Below are 16,983 nucleotides of genomic sequence, written 5' to 3'. Positions count from 1 at the left end.
CGGAACGGGCGCGAAGGTCTGCGCTCGTTCAAAATGGAGCCCACAGTGACCCTCGAAACTATTATCGGCATCTTTGCATTGGCAGCAGGCACGGTTTGGACGCCGGGGCCCAACAATGCGATGCTTGCCTCATCTGGTGCGCGGTTCGGGTTGCGGGCAACGGTGCCGCATGTGCTGGGCGTGGCGTTAGGCTTTCCGGTGATGTGTTTCGTCATGGCGCTGGGCCTTGGCCAAGTGTTCGAGGCGCAACCCCTGATTGGTGAGGTCCTACGTTGGGCCGGTGCGGGAATGTTGCTGTGGATCGCATGGAAAACCCTGCAAGCAAAACCACCGGGCACCGAGGCAGGATCGGCCAAGCCGTGGAGTTTCGTTCAGGCCAGCGCCTTTCAGTGGGTAAACCCCAAGGCATGGATGATGGCGGTCTCCATGATCTCGCAATTCGTGACAGGCACCGAACCCCTGCGTGAGGCCGCAATCCTCAGCGGTATTTACGCGCTGGTCGGGCTGACATCTGCGACAGGCTGGGCCGGTTTTGGCGCAGCATTGCAGCGGTTCCTGTCAACGCGCACACGGATGCTGTGCTTTAACGCGGTCATGGCCGGCCTGATCGTGCTGACGGTTCTGGCATTGCTGTTCGCTGACCTACGGCCCGCCGGATGATCCCCGCCAGCCTCGCCTTTTTTATCTTTACCGGCCTGTTTTCGCCGGGGCCGAACGTGATCCTGCTAACCGCGTCAGGGGCGCGCTTCGGATTTCGGGCAACAGTTCCGCATATCCTGGGCGTAGCTATCGGCGTGGGGGTGACGGCGGGGCTGACCGGATTGGGGCTGGGCGCGGTGATCGTCGCTGTTCCCGCGCTGACCATGGTGCTGAAACTGGCGGCGATGGCGTGGATTTTGTACCTCGCATGGAGCCTGTTCAAATCGACCCGCGCCCCTAGGGCGCAGGCACAGGAGACGCCCTTTACCTTCCTACAGGCGGTGCTGTTCCAATGGGTGAACCCAAAGGTCTGGGCCGTCGCGGTGGCGGCATCATCCTTTGTCGCGGATCAGGGGGCGGTTTCCGCCGGATTGGCGTTGGCTGTGGCGTTTTCCGGCATCAACCTGGGCGTTTGCCTGTTCTGGACCAGCGCGGGGCACCTGCTGGGCCGGTTGCTGTCGGATGAGGTGCTGTGGCGCAAATTTATGACCGTGATGGCCGCCGCTATGGCGCTGTCTGCGCTGCTGGTCCTGCGCTAAGCGTTGCCCACCACGGGTCGTTTTGTAGTGCACGGCGCAGGGGCGTCATTGTGGTTGGTGGCGCTTCCTGAATATAGCGATATGCCTCCTCGATCTGTTCACCGCGTAGGGTTTTCAGGTATTCGATGGCCCGTAGAACGGTGAAATCCTGCCCCTGACTCTCATGGAAAGTAGGCTCCAGATCGGTCCACAGGGCGGCATCGTAATCACCCTGCGCGCACCATTGCATCACGCGGCTATTCACGGCGGGCAACCGGCCAAAGCACTCCTGCGCCGTTGCCCAACCGATCCGGTCCATTGGCGCACGTTCCCGCGCTGCCAGATCGCGTGCGGCCTGTTGTACATCCGTGCGGGTGGATCGGATAACGTGGGTGGCACACAACGCGCCAACCTCTGGGTCCAGACACACGGCCAGGCCCATCTTACGCTTGGGTGAGACGCGGGAAAACTCCATGGGCAGCGCAGGCCCACCGCTCATCTGCCAATCGCCGGTGACAAAAGGTTCGAGGTTCTCGATATCCCAGATCAGTGACCCCCAGCCGAGGATGGCAATCCTCATGGCCATGCGGCCAGTGGGGGCAGGCTCATCAAAACCGCCTCGGGGTTATGACCGGTTTGCAGGCCAAAGGTGGTGCCGCGATCATAGACCAGATTGAATTCGGCATAGCGCCCGCGCCGGAATAATTGGTGGTCACGGTCGGCATCGGTCCATGCCTCGAACATGCGCTTTTCAACCAAGGGCACAAAGGCCTTTAGGAACGCACGGCCTACATCCTGCGTGAAGGCGAAATCGGCGGACCAATCGCCCGAACAATGATCGTCGTAGAAGATGCCGCCAACGCCGCGGGCCTCGTTCCAGTGGCGGATCATGAAATATTCATCGGCCCATGCCTTGTAGCGAGGATACAGATCGGCACCGTGCGGATCGCAGGCGGCCTGTTGCTGAGCGTGGAAAAAGGCCGTGTCCTCGGCCACCTCAACCATCGGGTTCAGGTCCGATCCGCCGCCAAACCACCAGCCATGGGGGGTCCAGAACATACGGGTGTTCATGTGGACGGCGGGCACCTTGGGGCTGCGCATATGTGCGACCAGACTGATGCCGGATGCCCAGAAACGTGGGTCCTCGGCCATGCCGGGCATATCCTTACGCGCGGCCATGGCGCGTTGTGCGGGTGGGGCGAGGGTGCCGTAAACCTGCGAGATGTTCACACCGACCTTTTCAAAGCACCGGCCACCGCGCATCACGGACATCTCACCACCGCCTGCATCGCTGCCATCATCGGAATGACGCTTTGTTGGCTTACGCTCGAACCGGCCGGGGGCGAGGTCAGCAAATGGGCCGGAGGTCTGCGCGCCCTCTAACCCCTCAAACGCGCTGCAAATTTCATCGCGCAGAACGCGAAACCAATCTGCGGCGCGGGCCTTCTCGTCTAACATATCCATGCGGGTGCCTCATCTGCTCGGTTTTGGGGAATTTCGTCTTTTGCGCGGAAATACTCAAGCCACCCAATGTCGCATGCCAATTGCGGTTGTTCTATGCGTGTGGCGGCTTAAGTTCTACACATCTGCGGGTTGTGCCCCGTGCCATCCCGTCCGAGGTTCCCACGATGTTCCGCTTCTTTGAAAAGCTGGTTGATCCCTATCAGCCCTACCACGCTGACGACGTGCCACCAGCCAAGCTGTGGCCGTTTTTGGCCAGCTATATGCGGCCATTCCGCAATGTGCTGATTGTAACGGCCCTGCTGACACTGGCCGTTGCCGGGGTTGAGATCGGGTTGATTTTCTATGCCGGCCGCATTGTGGATCTGCTGGAGGTTGCAGCGCCTGTTGCGTTCCTCAGCGATCATGGGGTTGAGTTGCTGTTTATTACGGCGTTCATCCTGTTTTTGCGTCCGACGGTGCAGATCATCAACTCGATGTTGCTGAACCAGACACTGATGCCGAATATTGCCACGCTGGTGCGCTGGCGCTCGCATCGGCATGTGCTGCGGCAATCTGTTGGCTGGTTTCAGAACGATTTTGCGGGGCGGATCGCCAACCGCGTGATGCAAACGGCGCCGGCCACCGGCGAGGCGATGTTTCAGGTCTTTGACGCGTTGGTCTATGCGGTGATCTATCTGCTGGGCGCGCTGGTCCTGCTGGGAGGCACGGATGTGCGCCTGATGCTGCCACTGGCCGTGTGGAGCGTGGCCTATATCCTGCTGTGCTTTGTGATCATCCCGCGCATTGGTCGCGCGTCCAAGGAATTTTCCGACGCCCGCTCCGCCATTACCGGTCGGATTGTGGACAGCTACACGAATATTCAAACCGTCAAATTGTTCTCGCACACGCGCGAGGAGGAAGCCTTCGCTGGTGAGGCGATTGAGGTTGCCCGCGTGAAATTCCAACGGCAAATGCGCCTGATCACGCAGATGGAGTTGGGCCTGTTGATCATCAACGGCTTTCTGATCGTCGCGGTTATTGGTTGGGCGATTGTGTTGTGGCAACAGGGGATTGGAAGTGTTGGCACGGTTGCTGCTGCCTCCGCGTTGGTGCTGCGGCTGAATGCGATGACCGGCTGGATCATGTGGGCGCTGTCCTCGTTTTTCCAGAACCTTGGCGTCGTGCGTGAGGGGATGGAGACGATCGCACAACCGATCGACTTGCTCGACGCGCCAGAGGCCGCACCGTTGCAGATCGATGGTGGGCAGATCGCATTCAACAACGTCACCCATCAATATGGCCGCGATTCAGGTGGATTGCAGGGCGTGAACCTGACCATCCGTCCGGGTGAGCGGGTTGGTCTGGTGGGCCGTTCCGGTGCGGGTAAATCCACTCTGGTGAATCTGCTGCTGCGCTTCCACGACGTTGAGACAGGGCAGATCACCATCGATGGGCAACCGTTGGGCACGGTAACACAGGACAGCCTGCGCCAAGCGGTGGGGATGGTGACGCAGGATACCTCGCTGCTACATCGCTCGGTTCGTGACAACGTGTGCTACGGCACTGCCGATGCCACAGACGAGCAGGTGATCGCCGCGGCAAAGCGGGTGGAGGCCCATGATTTCATCCTCGATCTGGAGGATATGAACGGGCGTACCGGCTATGATGCCCATGTGGGTGAACGCGGCGTAAAACTATCCGGCGGCCAGCGCCAGCGCATCGCCCTTGCCCGCGTGGTGCTGAAAAATGCCCCGATCCTGGTGCTGGATGAGGCAACCTCCGCATTGGATAGCGAGGTTGAAGCCGCGATTCAGCAGGCGCTCTACGGAATGATGGAGGGCAAAACCGTGATCGCCATCGCGCACCGCCTGTCCACAATTGCAGCTATGGACCGGATTGTCGTCTTGGATGGTGGCCGGATTGTTGAGGACGGAACACACGAGGATCTGATCGCGCAGGGCGGCCAATATGCCGGTTTCTGGGCGCGGCAATCCGGTGGATTTTTGAATGCGGTGCCACAATGAAGTCTTTCTTTGCCAACCTGATTAGTCCCTTTGCACCCGCTGACGGCCCGCCGCCCAATACGCTGATCGCCTTTCTGCGCTGGACTTTGGCCGGTGCGGGGCGGGTCGTTGTCATCACCGCGCTGTTCGGATTGGCATTGGGGATCAGTGAGGCCGCCGCCGCTTGGCTGATCGGGCATGTCGTCGATTTGGCCGTGGCGCAGGGACGGCAGGCGTTCTTTACGCAAAATGCAGGATTGCTGATCGCCGCCTGTGCCTTTTTCGTTTTGCTGCGGCCTGTACTGGTTGCGCTGACATCCGCGCTGAATGCGCTGGCGGTTGGGCCGAATGCGACGACGTTGGCGATGTCACGTTTGAACCGGCACACAATGGGGCAATCGCTGCGGTTCTTTGAAAATGACTTCGCCGGGCGTATCGCGCAAAAGCAAATGCAAACGGTGTCTGCCATCGGCTCGATCCTGTCCGAGGTGGTTAACTCCCTCGCCTATGCCCTGTCGGTCCTGTTGGGCGCGCTGCTGGTGCTGATACAGGTTTCTCCTCGGTTGGGCCTGATCTTGGTTATCTGGTTCGCTGTTTACGTCGTTTACGTGCGATATTTCCTACCCAAAGTACGCAAGCGGGCCTCGGCGCGTGCAGGTGCACGGGCTGCGGTGTCGGGCCAATTGGTGGATGTGCTGTCCAATATGGCAACGGTGCGCCTGTTCGCCACAGGCGCACGCGAGGAAAAATCCGCTGAGCAGGCAATGGCGAATTACCGCGACCGGCTACACGATTTCGGCGCAGTGTCGGTGCTGTTTCGCAGCGGGTTGAGCATCCTTGCAGGAATTTTGCCGGTCGCGCTGATCGGATGTTCATTGTGGTTCTGGCAGAGCGGCGATGCCTCCCCCGGCGATATCGCGATTGCGGGCCTGCTTTCGACGCGGTTGGGGCAAATGTCAGGCTGGATCAGTTTTGTCGCGATGGGGATTTTTGCCAATATTGGTGAGATCGAAAACGGCATGAAAACCCTATCGCCGCCCCATGATTTGCCGGATCGCCCAAATGCACAGCCGCCACAGGCTGTTGCGGGTCAGATCGCGTTCGAAAATGTCGATTTCGCTTATGGGGGGACAGATGGCGCTGGCGTGCAGGGTTTGAACCTATCGATCAATGCGGGTGAGAAGATCGGTTTGGTCGGTCGCTCAGGCGCAGGGAAATCTACTGCGCTGTCATTGCTGCTGCGCCTCTATGATGTTGAGGGTGGCCGGATCACTTTGGACGGCGTTGATATCCGCGACCTGACGCAGGACGGTTTGCGTGGTGCGATTGCGATGGTTCGACAGGATACGTCGATGTTCAACCGCTCTGCCTTTGACAACATCTCCTATGGCGTGGCCGACGCAACGATGCAGGTGGTCGAGGCGGCAGCGCGGCGCGCACAGGCCCATGATTTCATCGTCGGCCTGACCGATCCCAGTGGTCGCACTGGCTATGACGCGCATCTGGGCGAACGGGGTGTTCGCCTGTCCGGCGGGCAACGCCAGCGCATCGCAATCGCCCGTGCTTTCCTAAAGGATGCGCCCGTCCTGATGCTGGATGAGGCAACCTCGGCGCTGGATTCGGAAACAGAGGCCGCAGTGCAAATCGCGCTGGAGGATTTGATGCTGGGCCGGACAGTTGTCGCGGTCGCGCATCGCTTGTCCACGCTATCCCATATGGATCGGATCATCGTGATGGAGCAGGGACATATTGTTGAGAGCGGTACACATGCGCAGCTTCTGACCGATAGTGCCGGGACCTACACCTCCTTCTGGCAACGGCAATCGGGTGGATTCATCACGACTGATGACTGACAGCGACCTGCGATAGGACCTCTGACTCGTCAATCTGTCGATGCAATTGGAATTGTGCGATCAAGCCGCGCAACCGCTCCGCCCCATCCTGCAAACTGCGGGCACGCTTTGCGCCCCCCTCAGCCAAGCTGGCCTGCCGTTGTGTTGCGTCATCCATTGAGGAAATCGCCGCCGTCACTTCCTCAACAGACCGGCTTTGTTCGATGGACATGGTGGCAATGCTGATGATTGCACGGTTCATATCGTTGACCGATTCCGCGATGACGGCCAGCTGTTCGCCTGTTTGCGTGACCTGAACCGACCCGCTTTCAACATTGCTGATACTGGTTGCGATCAGGGTGGAGATATCGCGCGCGGATCGTGCGGCGCGATCCGCGAGGTGCCGAACCTCGGATGCAACAACGGCAAAGCCGCTACCGGCTTGGCCCGCCCGTGCTGCCTCAACCGCGGCATTCAGGGCGAGGAGCTTTGTCTGGAACGAAATCGCATTGATGACGGCCACAATATCACGCATCCGTGCTGCTGCGGTCTCAATCTCAGCCATGGCGTTTCGTGCTGTATCCGCGATGCGCGCAGCTTCCTGCGCGCCGGTGGCGGTGGCGGTGGAGAGGGAGCGCAGCTCACCCCCACGTTCGGACGTTATGGCAATTGCACGGGCCATTTCGCGCATGGTTGCGCTGCTCTGGCGTAGGGCGGCCGCCTGTGTTTCCGTTTGCCGTGACAGCTGATCCGCCTCCTGCGCGACCTCCCCGCTGTGATTGGCCAGTGATTCGCCTGTTAGGGAAATGTCGCCCACCAGTTCGCCCAATGTTGCCAGGGATTGGTTGAAATCCTGCTGAAGCCTATGGAAAATTCCGGTGTCATGACCTGTCATACGATAAGTCAGGTCGCCACGGGCAAGCGCGGCAACGGTTTCGGCAACATCGGCGAATCCTTGCTCGAAGCTTTCGCACATCACATTCACATCGCGGCCGATGGCTTGCAGTGAGTTGCTGCCCTCGTCCGTTTCGATCCGTGTGCTGAAATCGCCAGTTATGACCCGTCCAACCAGTTGGCCTAGGTCGTGTTGCAGCGTTCGCGCCGCCGTTTGGTCAATTAACTGCACGATCAACCCGCCGCGCGGGTGATTCTGACCAATTGGGCGAATGCGAGCATCATAGCAACGTGTGCCGAGCGTGATTGCAATTGTGCTATCTGTCCGCCCCTTCACAGTTTCAGCCATGCCATCAACACAGCTAACCAGCCAGTTAAGGGGCGTGGCTTTTACGTCTGCTGGCGCAAATTGATCGACCAGATGCTGCATTGGTTCGCTGACATAAACGATGTCATTCATTGATCTGGCGACGATCAGCATCATGTCCGACCCGTCCAATGCTTCCCTAATGCGCTGTGCCGATGCGCCACGTTCGTCGATCAGGGTGACGGCATGCGCCATCGCGCCGAATTCATCCTTGCGCCATTTGGGCAAGCGTCCTGCTGATTTCCCCTGTGCGATATTTTGAACGGCGGACAGGAACTGATGCAGGGGGCGTAACAGAGCGATCATGTTGAGAAGGGTCAGCAATATCAGCAGAATAATTGTGATACCTGCGATCAGCACCACACGGTTCTTTGCGATTGTGGATTGAGTGACGGCAAATTGGCCGATCCGCTGCTGGGTATCGCTCAACTCCTGAATAATGTTGGAGAATTCATTGAGGATCTTGGGGGTCTCAATGTCTACCTGGCGCCGCTCCAGCGCGCGGGCCTGCACGCTTAAGGCCCTGAATTCTTGCAGATTCTGTTGAATTTGCGTTATCGCGTCAGCAAGGTTTTCGGTCAGATTTCGTAGATTTCCACGGGCTACGTTGCGAAAGGGGCCGATCAGTTGCTGCGTCTTGTCCAGTTCAGCTGCTATTACCGTCAGCAGTGGGGAGTTATGTTGATATCCTGACTCACGGGTCCATTGGCGCGCCGCGTCGAAGGTCGCAGCAACCGCCATCAGGGCGCCGTGCCGTGCCCCGCCTACCGGCACTTGGTCAGAATGTTCCATCAGAGAGATTTGCGCCTGCGCTCGTGCAAATGCGCCCTGCATCACCTGTGTTAGGGCATATGACGTATCCTGAACCGTATAGGCCTCATGGTAGAGATCGCGGAATTGCAGGATGTTTTCGCTTAACGCACGGGCTGATTCGATCAGTTCAGGGCGGTTGGCCAATGCAGGTTCGATACTGGGCAGGGCCTGGATCACCTGATCGTATTGCGACAGGGCCGTGGTGCGCATGCTGTTATTGCGCCGCCGTAGATCATAGAATGACGCCTGCTGTGCCTTGGAGAAATCACGCTCTAACTGATCAAGCGTGCGCAGCGCATCGCTGTGCGAGGCATATCGGTGCAGTTGCGATTGCACGTCGCCCATCGCGTTCCAGACGAGGACAACAATACCTATCAGGCCCAGCCCACCCAATACGAAGCTTAGGATAAAACGTAGGGCAATCGTGTTTTTCATGCGTAGGGCTCCGCCGGATTTCTCCGTTTCAGCGGTACCCCACGCAGATTAAGGCATTCCTAATCGAGGGTCGGTTTCTGGCTCAGCAGGGGCATCAGGCGGCCCATATCGGGTCCACGCTCCATCCCCGACAGGGCCTTGCGCAGGGGCATGAACAGGGCCTTACCCTTGCGACCTGATCGTGATTTCATCAGGTTAGCCCATTCAGACCAGCTGTTATCGCCCCATGGCTGTGCAGGCAAATTGGCGAAAGCATCTGCGATAAATTCTGCATCCGCTTCCGCAACCATCGGCGTTGCACCGTTCTGCACGATGTCCCACAGCGGATCGACATCGGCGATCACCTCAACGTTTTCACGGGCCATTAGCCAAAATGGCTCCGCCTTGGGGCCGGTGACGCCACGTGCGGTCAGTGCATCGGCAACATCGGCGTATTCACGGCCATGCAGCACGCGCGCGGTTAGTGGGCGCAGGTCATCCACGTCGAATTTCGTCGGTGCAGATCCGAACCGGCTGAGGTCAAAGCCATCGATCAGTTCCTGATGCGTGCTGCGCAGTTCAACCGGATCGGATGAGCCAAGGCGTGCAAGGTGGCTAAGCAATGCCATCGGCTCAATTCCGGCGGCCCGCAGATCACGCAGGGACAATGTCCCCAAGCGTTTGGACAGTGCCTCGCCCTGTGGCCCAGTCAACAGCGAGTGATGGGCAAAGCTGGGGTGATCGTGGCCAATTGCGGACATGATCTGGATTTGGGTCGCCGTATTCGTCACGTGATCGGAGCCGCGCACGACGTTGGTGATGCCCATATCGGTGTCATCCACGACGCTGGCAATGGTGTACAAAACCTGCCCGTCGCCACGGATCAGAACCGGATCGGAGACGGAGGCCGCATCAATCGAGATGTCGCCCAGAATGCCATCAGTCCAGTTGATACGCTCACGATCCAGCTTAAAGCGCCAGTGGCCACCACGTTCTGCACGCAGGGCATCCTTTTCCGCCTCGCTCAAATCCAGCGCGCCGCGATCATAAACGGGCGGGCGGCCCATGTTCAGCAGCTTTTTACGCTTTAGATCCAGCTCGGTCGGGGTTTCGAATGCCTCATATAACCGGCCATCCGCGCGCATTTTATCGGCGGCATCAGCATAGCGATCCATGCGGCTGGACTGGGTTTCGATGCGGTCCCATGTAAGGCCCAGCCATTCCAGATCCTGCTGAATGCCATCGGCATATTCCTGCTTCGAACGCTCGGGGTCCGTATCGTCGAGGCGCAGGATAAAGGTGCCACCCTGCTGCTTCGCGATCAGCCAGTTGAACAGCGCGGTGCGCAGGTTCCCGATATGAAGATATCCGGTCGGCGATGGGGCGAAACGGGTGACGGTCATGGTCTGCTTTCAGCTTGAGTGCGTTGTGGACTGCATAGCCCACTCCGGCGTGGCATTTAAGTGGGAATGTTTAGTCCGCATGCCAATGGGGCGCGATGCCCAATATTAGGGGGGAAATGCAGGGGCCATATGCCATTCTACCGACATCATGTAACCATGGGCAGCGCTGCGATGATTATTTGCTGGCTGCTGCTGCCCTATCGGTGACAGCTTCGCATGGAGCAATTGCAGCATTTTGGGCGCAACTGTCTAATTTCACACAGACTTTGCCGAAAGATTTTTGCAAAGTGGTAATCGAGCGTAGCTGAACCATCTTAATAAGTGGCGTTCACGTCCTGGATGCGGGCCGACTCTCCCCTCCTACGCGGCTCGTGCCAGTTGCGCCTGCGGACCCCACGCCGCAGGCGCAAATCTGCGTTCGGGGGGCCATCATCTTATAATCGGTATTGATGCGGTCTGATTATGGGTGCTGCATGTCGATCACGCAGCACCCATCCAGATTAGTTGGTGTCTACACCAGCAGCGGCGGCTTCATCCTCGGATGCTTGCTCACCCTCGACCCAGTAGCCGTCATATGTCTCACCGGATGCATATGTCATCAGGCCGCGACCCTGACGTTGACCTGCGACGAAGAAGCCCTCGTACAGATCGCCATTGGGGTATTTCGCAGTGCCCTGACCGTCGATTTCACCACGCGCCCAGCCGCCAACATATTCAAAGCCGTCTGGCATGGTGATGGTGCCCTCACCCTCACGCTGACCGTCGATGAACGTACCGGTATAGATCGTGCCGTCAGCATAGGTTGCAACGCCGTCACCGTGGCGCAGGCCGTCCTGCCAGTTGCCGGCATATTGATAGCCGTCATCATAGGTCATAACGCCATAGCCGTGGTTGCGCGCATTGCGGAACGCACCCTCATAGACCAAGCCGTTATCGTATTTGGCGATGCCTTCACCCTCGATCACGCCCTCAACCCATTCGCCGGAATAGGAGGAGCCGTCAGGATAGGTGATGGTGCCTGTGCCGTGGCTGAGATCGTTGAGGAATTCGCCCTCGTAAACCGAACCATCGGGATAGCGGACCAGGCCTGTGCCCTCGATCCGGCCCTCGACCCATTCACCCTCATAGACATAGCCGTCTACGCCCTGGAATGTGCCGGTGCCGTCGCGCAGGTCGGCTGCGAACTCACCCTCGTATATATCGCCATTCGCATAGGTTGCGATGCCGACGCCCTGACGTTGACCGTCAACCAGCGTACCCTCGTAGATATCGCCGGTGGGCTGGGTCAGAACCCCCTCACCGTTGATCTGGTTGTCGGACCATTCACCGGTATAGCTCAACCCGTCTGGCAGGACGAGCGTGCCCTCACCCTCACGGATACCGCGGGCGATATCGCCCTCGTATACAGCGCCATCAGGATAGGTAATTTTGCCCGATCCGTCCTTGGTTCCCTCAACCCACGTACCCTCATAGCGGTACCCGTTGGGAGAGATCATCGTGCCGGTGCCGTGATGGACGGAGTTCTGGAACTCACCCTCATACCGCACACCATTGGCGTAAATCGCAACGCCGGTGCCGGAAATCACGCTGTCCAGCCATTCCCCCTCATAGGTGCCGCCATCGGAAAACACGATGGAGCCGATGCCGTGGGGCTGACCGTTCAGGAACTGGCCGGTATAGACGGAGCCATTGGGGAACTGCGCAACGCCGTCGCCCTCGATCTGTCCATCGACCCAATTGCCGGTATATTCATATCCGTTTGGCAGGCGATAGGTCCCCTGACCATGCTGAAGGCCGTCCTTGAACTCACCCTCATACACGCCGCCAGTATCGTATTGCTTGGTCTCTACAGCGCCATCAGATTGCGCATGGGCAGACATCGTGCCAAAGGCGACAAGGCCGAGACCCAGAGCAAATTGCGAAACCCGTGTTTTCATTTGTTCCACGCGCGGAATGTAGATCATTCCGGCCCCCTGACATTTTCCACCAACTATGTTGGCCTATTATTACCAGACAGTATGTGCATCAGCCCAACCTGACAACTATGGAATCCCGTCAGATAGGGCTGCCGACACGATCACCTGTTGGCATTAGACTTGCGCGGCTAGGTCTGCGCACGATATGCGGCCATATTGAGGCAAATTCGTGAGACGAGGTGCGATATGGCGGACAAGTTCAGGCTGACACTGGCGCAACTCAATCCGGTGGTGGGCGATTTGGCGGGTAATATCGCGCAGGCACGGGCGGCCCACGCTGCTGGTGCACGGGATAATGCCGATATGGTTGCCCTGCCGGAAATGTTCGCAACAGGCTATCAAACCACCGATTTGGGGCGCAAACCTGCCTTTGTCTCTGATGTGATTGCACGGGTCGAGGCATTGGCCGCGGAGTTGACCGACGGTCCTGCGCTGGGAATCGGCGCCCCCTATCTGGAGGGGACGGACCTCTATAACGCCTATTGGATTCTGGATGGTGGCCGCGTTGCTGCCGTCGTGAAAAAGCAGATGTTGCCCAATGATAGCGTGTTTGATGAGCATCGCGTCTACACACCGGCAGAACCCCAAGGCCCTGTTTCGATTCGCGGTTGGCGCGTTGGCATCCCGATTTGCGAGGATGCATGGCATGTCGGCCCGACCGAAACATTGGAGGAAAGCGGCGCTGAAATGCTGTTTGTTCCCAATGGATCGCCCTATCATCGTGCCAAACATGAACGCCGGATGAGCCACATGGTGTCGCGCGTGGTCGAAAGCGGCCTGCCGCTGGTTTACCTCAACATGATCGGCGGACAGGATGACCAGATATTTGACGGCACCTCGTTTGTGCTGAACCCCGGCGGCGCGCTGGCGGTGCTGATGCCTGCCTTTGATGCCTGCATTCAGACTGTGGAGTTCGCTCGTGAGGCGCAGGGCGTGCGTTGCACGTCAGATGAAAAGGTCACATTGCCTTCGGATTACGCGCTGGATTACCGCGCCATGGTTGAGAGCGTTCGCGATTATTTTGCCAAAACCGGCTTCAAAAAGGCATTGCTCGGCATGTCCGGTGGGGTTGATTCGGCGCTGACGGCGACAATCGCGGCGGATGCGCTGGGTTCGGAAAATGTGCGGTGCGTTATGCTGCCCTCGGAATATACGTCCCCACATAGCCTTGAGGATGCGGAGGCCTGCGCCAACGCCCTAGGCTGCCATTACGATTACGTGCCGATTTCTGGCCCTCGCACCGCCGTAACCGAAACCTTGGCCCCGCTATTCGCGGGTACAGAACCCGGCCTGACCGAGGAAAATATCCAGTCCCGCCTGCGCGGTGTGCTGCTGATGGCGTTGAGCAACAAGTTCGGTGAGATGCTGCTGACCACCGGAAATAAATCCGAGGTCGCCGTCGGCTATGCCACGATCTATGGCGATATGTCGGGTGGATATAACCCGCTCAAGGATCTGTATAAAATGCGGGTGTTCGAGACATGCCGCTGGCGCAACGCCAACCACGATCCGGCATGGATGAAAGGTAACGCGGGTGAGGTGATCCCCGTGCGCATCATCGACAAACCGCCTAGTGCCGAACTGCGTGAGGATCAAAAGGACGAGGATTCGCTGCCCCCCTACGAGGTGCTGGACGACATCCTTGAACGCCTGATCGAGGGAGAGCAATCCGTCGCCGATTGCGTCGCCGCCGGTCATGAGTTCGAGACGGTGAAGCGCATTGAAAACCTGCTCTACATTGCAGAATATAAGCGTTTTCAATCCGCCCCCGGCACACGTCTGACAACCCGCGCCTTCTGGCTGGACCGCCGTTATCCCATCGCAAACCGCTGGCGTTCCGCATGAGGCGCCGGACACGAATCAGCCTGATGATCATCGCTGTTGCAGCGCCAGTCGCGGTTTTATCGCTGCTGTCATGGATGGCGTCACAAGGCCCGATCGCAAACGTGTTGTTTCAGGCATCAGGCTCAATCGTGGTGATCGTTGCGTTCTTCGGCATCATGTTTCCGGCCGCGGCGCGTTGGGCGCTGCGGGTCGGCGGAACAACGGCGCGTGCACAACGTAACCCCGTGACACGGCTGATGATTGGTCTGGATGAGAACGACCGCTAGTGCCGACTTTCGCTTGCCTCAGTACTCGTGCATAGCTTGACGATGAAACGATTGATCCGAACGATCCTGCGCTGGTCCCTACGGGTGCTGGCCGTTGTGATGCTGATTGTCATTGCGGGCCGCTGGGTCGTGCCGCCAATCACGCATACGCAGGTGGTGCAATGGCGCGCGCAGGGCAGCTTGCAACGCGATTGGGTGCGCTACGATCAAACCGGCCCCATGCCGGCCAGCGTTATCGCGGCTGAGGATGCGCGGTTCTGCCAGCATTTCGGCCTGGATCTGGATGCTATCCGTGACGCAATGCAGGATGACCGCCGCCGTGGCGGGTCCACGATCACGCAGCAGGTCGCGAAAAACGTCTATCTGTGGCAGCAGGCAAGCTGGACCCGCAAGGGGCTAGAGGCCGCCTTGACCCTGTTGATCGAGGCAACATGGTCCAAGGAACGCATCATCGAGGTTTACCTGAACGTCGCGGAAACCGGACGCGGCGTATTCGGCGTGCAGGCCGCCGCGCAACACTGGTTCGGGGTGGACGCATCCGATTTATCGCCAGTACAGGCCGCGCGGATCGCGGCCATTCTGCCCGCACCACGTGACAGAAACGCCGCACAACCGTCGGATTTCGTGCGGGGCAGGGCAGCGTCAATCGCGGATGGGGCGGCGACTCTTCGCTCAAATGGCGGATTGGACTGCCTGCCCAATGGATAGTGGCAAGATTTCGCGAGTAAATTGCATGCGATGGTTGATGCTGCCCCTTACGTGAAGGCATACCTGATCACAGTATCACACCGCGAAAGTCATCATGCGTAGATTACACCACCTGCCCCTGTCCCCGTTTTCCCGCAAGGTCCGCCTGGTGCTGGCCGAAAAGCGTATCGAGGTTGACCTCGTCGAGGAAAAGCCGTGGGAGCGTCGGATGGAGTTCCTGCTGCTCAACCCCGCCTCGCAGGTGCCGGTGCTGCAAATCGACGGGCTAACCCTCAGCGATTCCAGCGCGATTTGTGAATATCTGGACGAAACCGTGCCAGAGCCGAAACTGCTGCCCGATACCCCCGCCGAGCGGGCCGAGGCACGGCGGCTGGCCAATTGGTTCGATGACAAGTTTCATCATGAGGTGACGGTAAACCTGCTTTACGAACGCGTAACCAAAAAGCTCAAAAAATCCGGTTATCCCGAGAGCGCGCGCATCCGGCAGGGCGTGTCGAATATCAAATTCCATATCGATTATCTGGACTGGCTGACCGATCAACGGCGCTGGCTGGCGGGCGATCAGATGACCATCGCGGATTTCGCGGCGGCGGCGCACCTGTCCTGCCTCGATTATGTCGATGATGTGGATTGGGACCGGTCCGCAAATGTGAAGGATTGGTACGCGCGCATTAAATCGCGCCCCGCCTTCCGTGCGATTCTGGCCGATGCCGTGCCCGGAATGCCGCCGCCGCCGCATTACGCCGATCTGGATTTTTGATGGATGCGGCCCGCATAAGGGTCGAGGCGCAGGCGCAAGGGTTTGCGCGGATGGGCGTGTGCGCACCTGACGCCATTCCTCATGCAGCCGACCGTTTGGGCCAGTTTTTGGCCAAGGATATGCACGGCCAGATGGGCTGGATGGCGGATCGCGCAAATTGGCGCGGCGACCCAACCGCCCTGTGGCCCGAGGCACGCAGCGTTATCATGCTGGCAGAACCCTATACGCCCGATGTGGACCCGCTCAGCCTGTTGGAGCAGCCTGAAATCGGCGCAATCAGCGTTTATGCCCGCAACAAGGATTACCACGATCTGGTGAAGAAGCGCCTCAAACGGCTGGGGCGCTGGCTGGTGGAACAGACCGGATGCCAGATCAAGGTTTTCGTCGATACCGCCCCCGTGATGGAAAAACCACTGGCGCAGGCGGCTGGACTAGGCTGGCAGGGAAAACATACCAACCTGCTCAGCCGCGATTTGGGCAACTGGTTCTTCCTCGGATCAATTTTCACGACGCTGGAACTGGAACAGGATACGGCGGGCGTTGAAAAATGCGGTAGCTGCACGGCCTGCCTCGATGCGTGCCCAACCGGCGCATTCCCCGCTCCGTTTCAACTGGATGCGCGGCGCTGCATTTCCTATCTGACGATCGAGCATAAGGGTCTCGTCGATCTGGAGCTGCGCGAAAAGCTGGGCAACCGCATCTATGGCTGCGACGATTGCCTTGCCGTGTGCCCGTGGAACAAGTTCGCGCAGGAGGCACGAGATGCGGGCTACTGGGCGCGGGTCGAGCTGGTGGCCCCACGGCTGGATGATTTGGTAAAGCTGACCGACGCGACCTTCCGCGAGGTTTTCGCTGGCTCCCCGATCAAGCGGATCGGCCGCGACCGCTTTGTGCGCAACGTTTTGTACGCTATTGGCAATTCGGGACAGCCCGATCTGCGCCCCTGTGCGCAGGATCTGACCGACGATCCTGATCCGGCGGTGGCCGACGCGGCTCGCTGGGCGGCAGAGCGGTTGGCGACATGATGATTTCCTGCGAGGTG

General features: G+C 59.1%; 14 protein-coding genes. 9 read left to right on the top strand and 5 right to left on the bottom strand.

All coding sequences use genetic code 11. The annotated features are described in order from the left end of the window. The first annotated feature begins 45 nt into the window (after nucleotides 1-45). Both CR254_RS13010 and CR254_RS13005 read left to right on the top strand, forming a co-directional pair. Nucleotides 46-660 carry a LysE family translocator gene (locus CR254_RS13010; protein ID WP_180955992.1) on the top strand — a complete coding sequence of 205 codons (615 nt, stop codon included), beginning with the start codon at nucleotides 46-48 and terminating at the stop codon, nucleotides 658-660. Further along, nucleotides 657-1,238 carry a LysE family translocator gene (locus tag CR254_RS13005; protein WP_097930657.1) on the top strand — a complete coding sequence of 194 codons (582 nt, stop codon included), beginning with the start codon at nucleotides 657-659 and terminating at the stop codon, nucleotides 1,236-1,238. Before CR254_RS13010 ends, CR254_RS13005 begins: the two co-directional genes overlap by 4 nt. On the opposite strand, the gene CR254_RS13000 is transcribed toward CR254_RS13005, so the two are convergent. Then, nucleotides 1,204-1,797 (bottom strand): hypothetical protein, encoded by a 594-nt coding sequence (locus CR254_RS13000; protein WP_097930655.1) that lies wholly within the window; start codon nucleotides 1,795-1,797, stop codon nucleotides 1,204-1,206. The two genes, CR254_RS13005 and CR254_RS13000, sit on opposite strands and share 35 nt — an antisense overlap. Further along, a complete protein-coding gene (gene hemF / locus CR254_RS12995) occupies nucleotides 1,794-2,681 on the bottom strand; it encodes an oxygen-dependent coproporphyrinogen oxidase (protein ID WP_425440273.1) in 888 nt (295 codons plus the stop codon). Before hemF ends, CR254_RS13000 begins: the two co-directional genes overlap by 4 nt. 164 nt (nucleotides 2,682-2,845) lie before the next feature. On the opposite strand from hemF, the gene CR254_RS12990 reads away from it, so the two are divergent. Further along, nucleotides 2,846-4,684, top strand: a complete 1,839-nt coding sequence (locus tag CR254_RS12990; protein WP_097930653.1) for an ABC transporter ATP-binding protein — start codon at nucleotides 2,846-2,848, stop codon at nucleotides 4,682-4,684. After that, nucleotides 4,681-6,516 (top strand): ABC transporter ATP-binding protein, encoded by a 1,836-nt coding sequence (locus tag CR254_RS12985; RefSeq protein WP_097930651.1) that lies wholly within the window; start codon nucleotides 4,681-4,683, stop codon nucleotides 6,514-6,516. Before CR254_RS12990 ends, CR254_RS12985 begins: the two co-directional genes overlap by 4 nt. Here CR254_RS12985 and CR254_RS12980 read toward each other — a convergent pair. From CR254_RS12980 to CR254_RS12970, 3 genes are all read right to left on the bottom strand, one after another. Beyond that, a complete protein-coding gene (locus CR254_RS12980) occupies nucleotides 6,500-9,004 on the bottom strand; it encodes a methyl-accepting chemotaxis protein (protein WP_097930649.1) in 2,505 nt (834 codons plus the stop codon). The two genes, CR254_RS12985 and CR254_RS12980, sit on opposite strands and share 17 nt — an antisense overlap. A 59-nt stretch (nucleotides 9,005-9,063) precedes the next feature. Next, nucleotides 9,064-10,386, bottom strand: a complete 1,323-nt coding sequence (gene gltX / locus CR254_RS12975; RefSeq protein WP_097930647.1) for a glutamate--tRNA ligase — start codon at nucleotides 10,384-10,386, stop codon at nucleotides 9,064-9,066. Nucleotides 10,387-10,886: 500 nt separating this feature from the next. Further along, complete coding sequence (locus CR254_RS12970) at nucleotides 10,887-12,323, bottom strand: MORN repeat-containing protein (RefSeq protein WP_097930825.1); 1,437 nt, start codon at nucleotides 12,321-12,323, stop codon at nucleotides 10,887-10,889. A gap of 225 nt (nucleotides 12,324-12,548) precedes the next feature. Between CR254_RS12970 and CR254_RS12965 the strand changes: the two genes are divergently transcribed. The 5 genes from CR254_RS12965 (at nucleotide 12,549) to queG (ending at nucleotide 16,966) form a co-directional block, all read left to right on the top strand. Beyond that, nucleotides 12,549-14,207: an NAD+ synthase gene (locus tag CR254_RS12965; RefSeq protein WP_097930645.1), complete on the top strand. Its 1,659-nt coding sequence runs from the start codon at nucleotides 12,549-12,551 to the stop codon at nucleotides 14,205-14,207. Further along, entirely contained in the window at nucleotides 14,204-14,473 is a 270-nt protein-coding gene (locus tag CR254_RS12960; protein WP_145996747.1) for a hypothetical protein, read from the top strand. Before CR254_RS12965 ends, CR254_RS12960 begins: the two co-directional genes overlap by 4 nt. Before the next feature lie 42 nt (nucleotides 14,474-14,515). Beyond that, nucleotides 14,516-15,181, top strand: coding sequence for a monofunctional biosynthetic peptidoglycan transglycosylase (mtgA, locus tag CR254_RS12955; protein ID WP_180955991.1), 666 nt, complete (start codon nucleotides 14,516-14,518; stop codon nucleotides 15,179-15,181). 94 nt (nucleotides 15,182-15,275) lie between these two features. Then, a complete protein-coding gene (fzlA, locus tag CR254_RS12950; protein WP_097930641.1) occupies nucleotides 15,276-15,941 on the top strand; it encodes an FtsZ-binding protein FzlA in 666 nt (221 codons plus the stop codon). After that, on the top strand, nucleotides 15,941-16,966 hold the full coding sequence (gene queG / locus CR254_RS12945; RefSeq protein WP_097930639.1) for a tRNA epoxyqueuosine(34) reductase QueG: 1,026 nt from the start codon (nucleotides 15,941-15,943) through the stop codon (nucleotides 16,964-16,966). The genes fzlA and queG overlap by 1 nt, the downstream gene beginning before the upstream one ends. Nucleotides 16,967-16,983 lie beyond the last annotated feature (17 nt).

It is taken from the genome of Pontivivens marinum (genome assembly GCF_900231835.1).
Lineage (GTDB): Bacteria > Pseudomonadota > Alphaproteobacteria > Rhodobacterales > Rhodobacteraceae > Pontivivens > Pontivivens marinum.
Note: the sequence above shows the minus strand (reverse complement) of the source record. Positions and strands in the feature narration are given on the sequence as shown.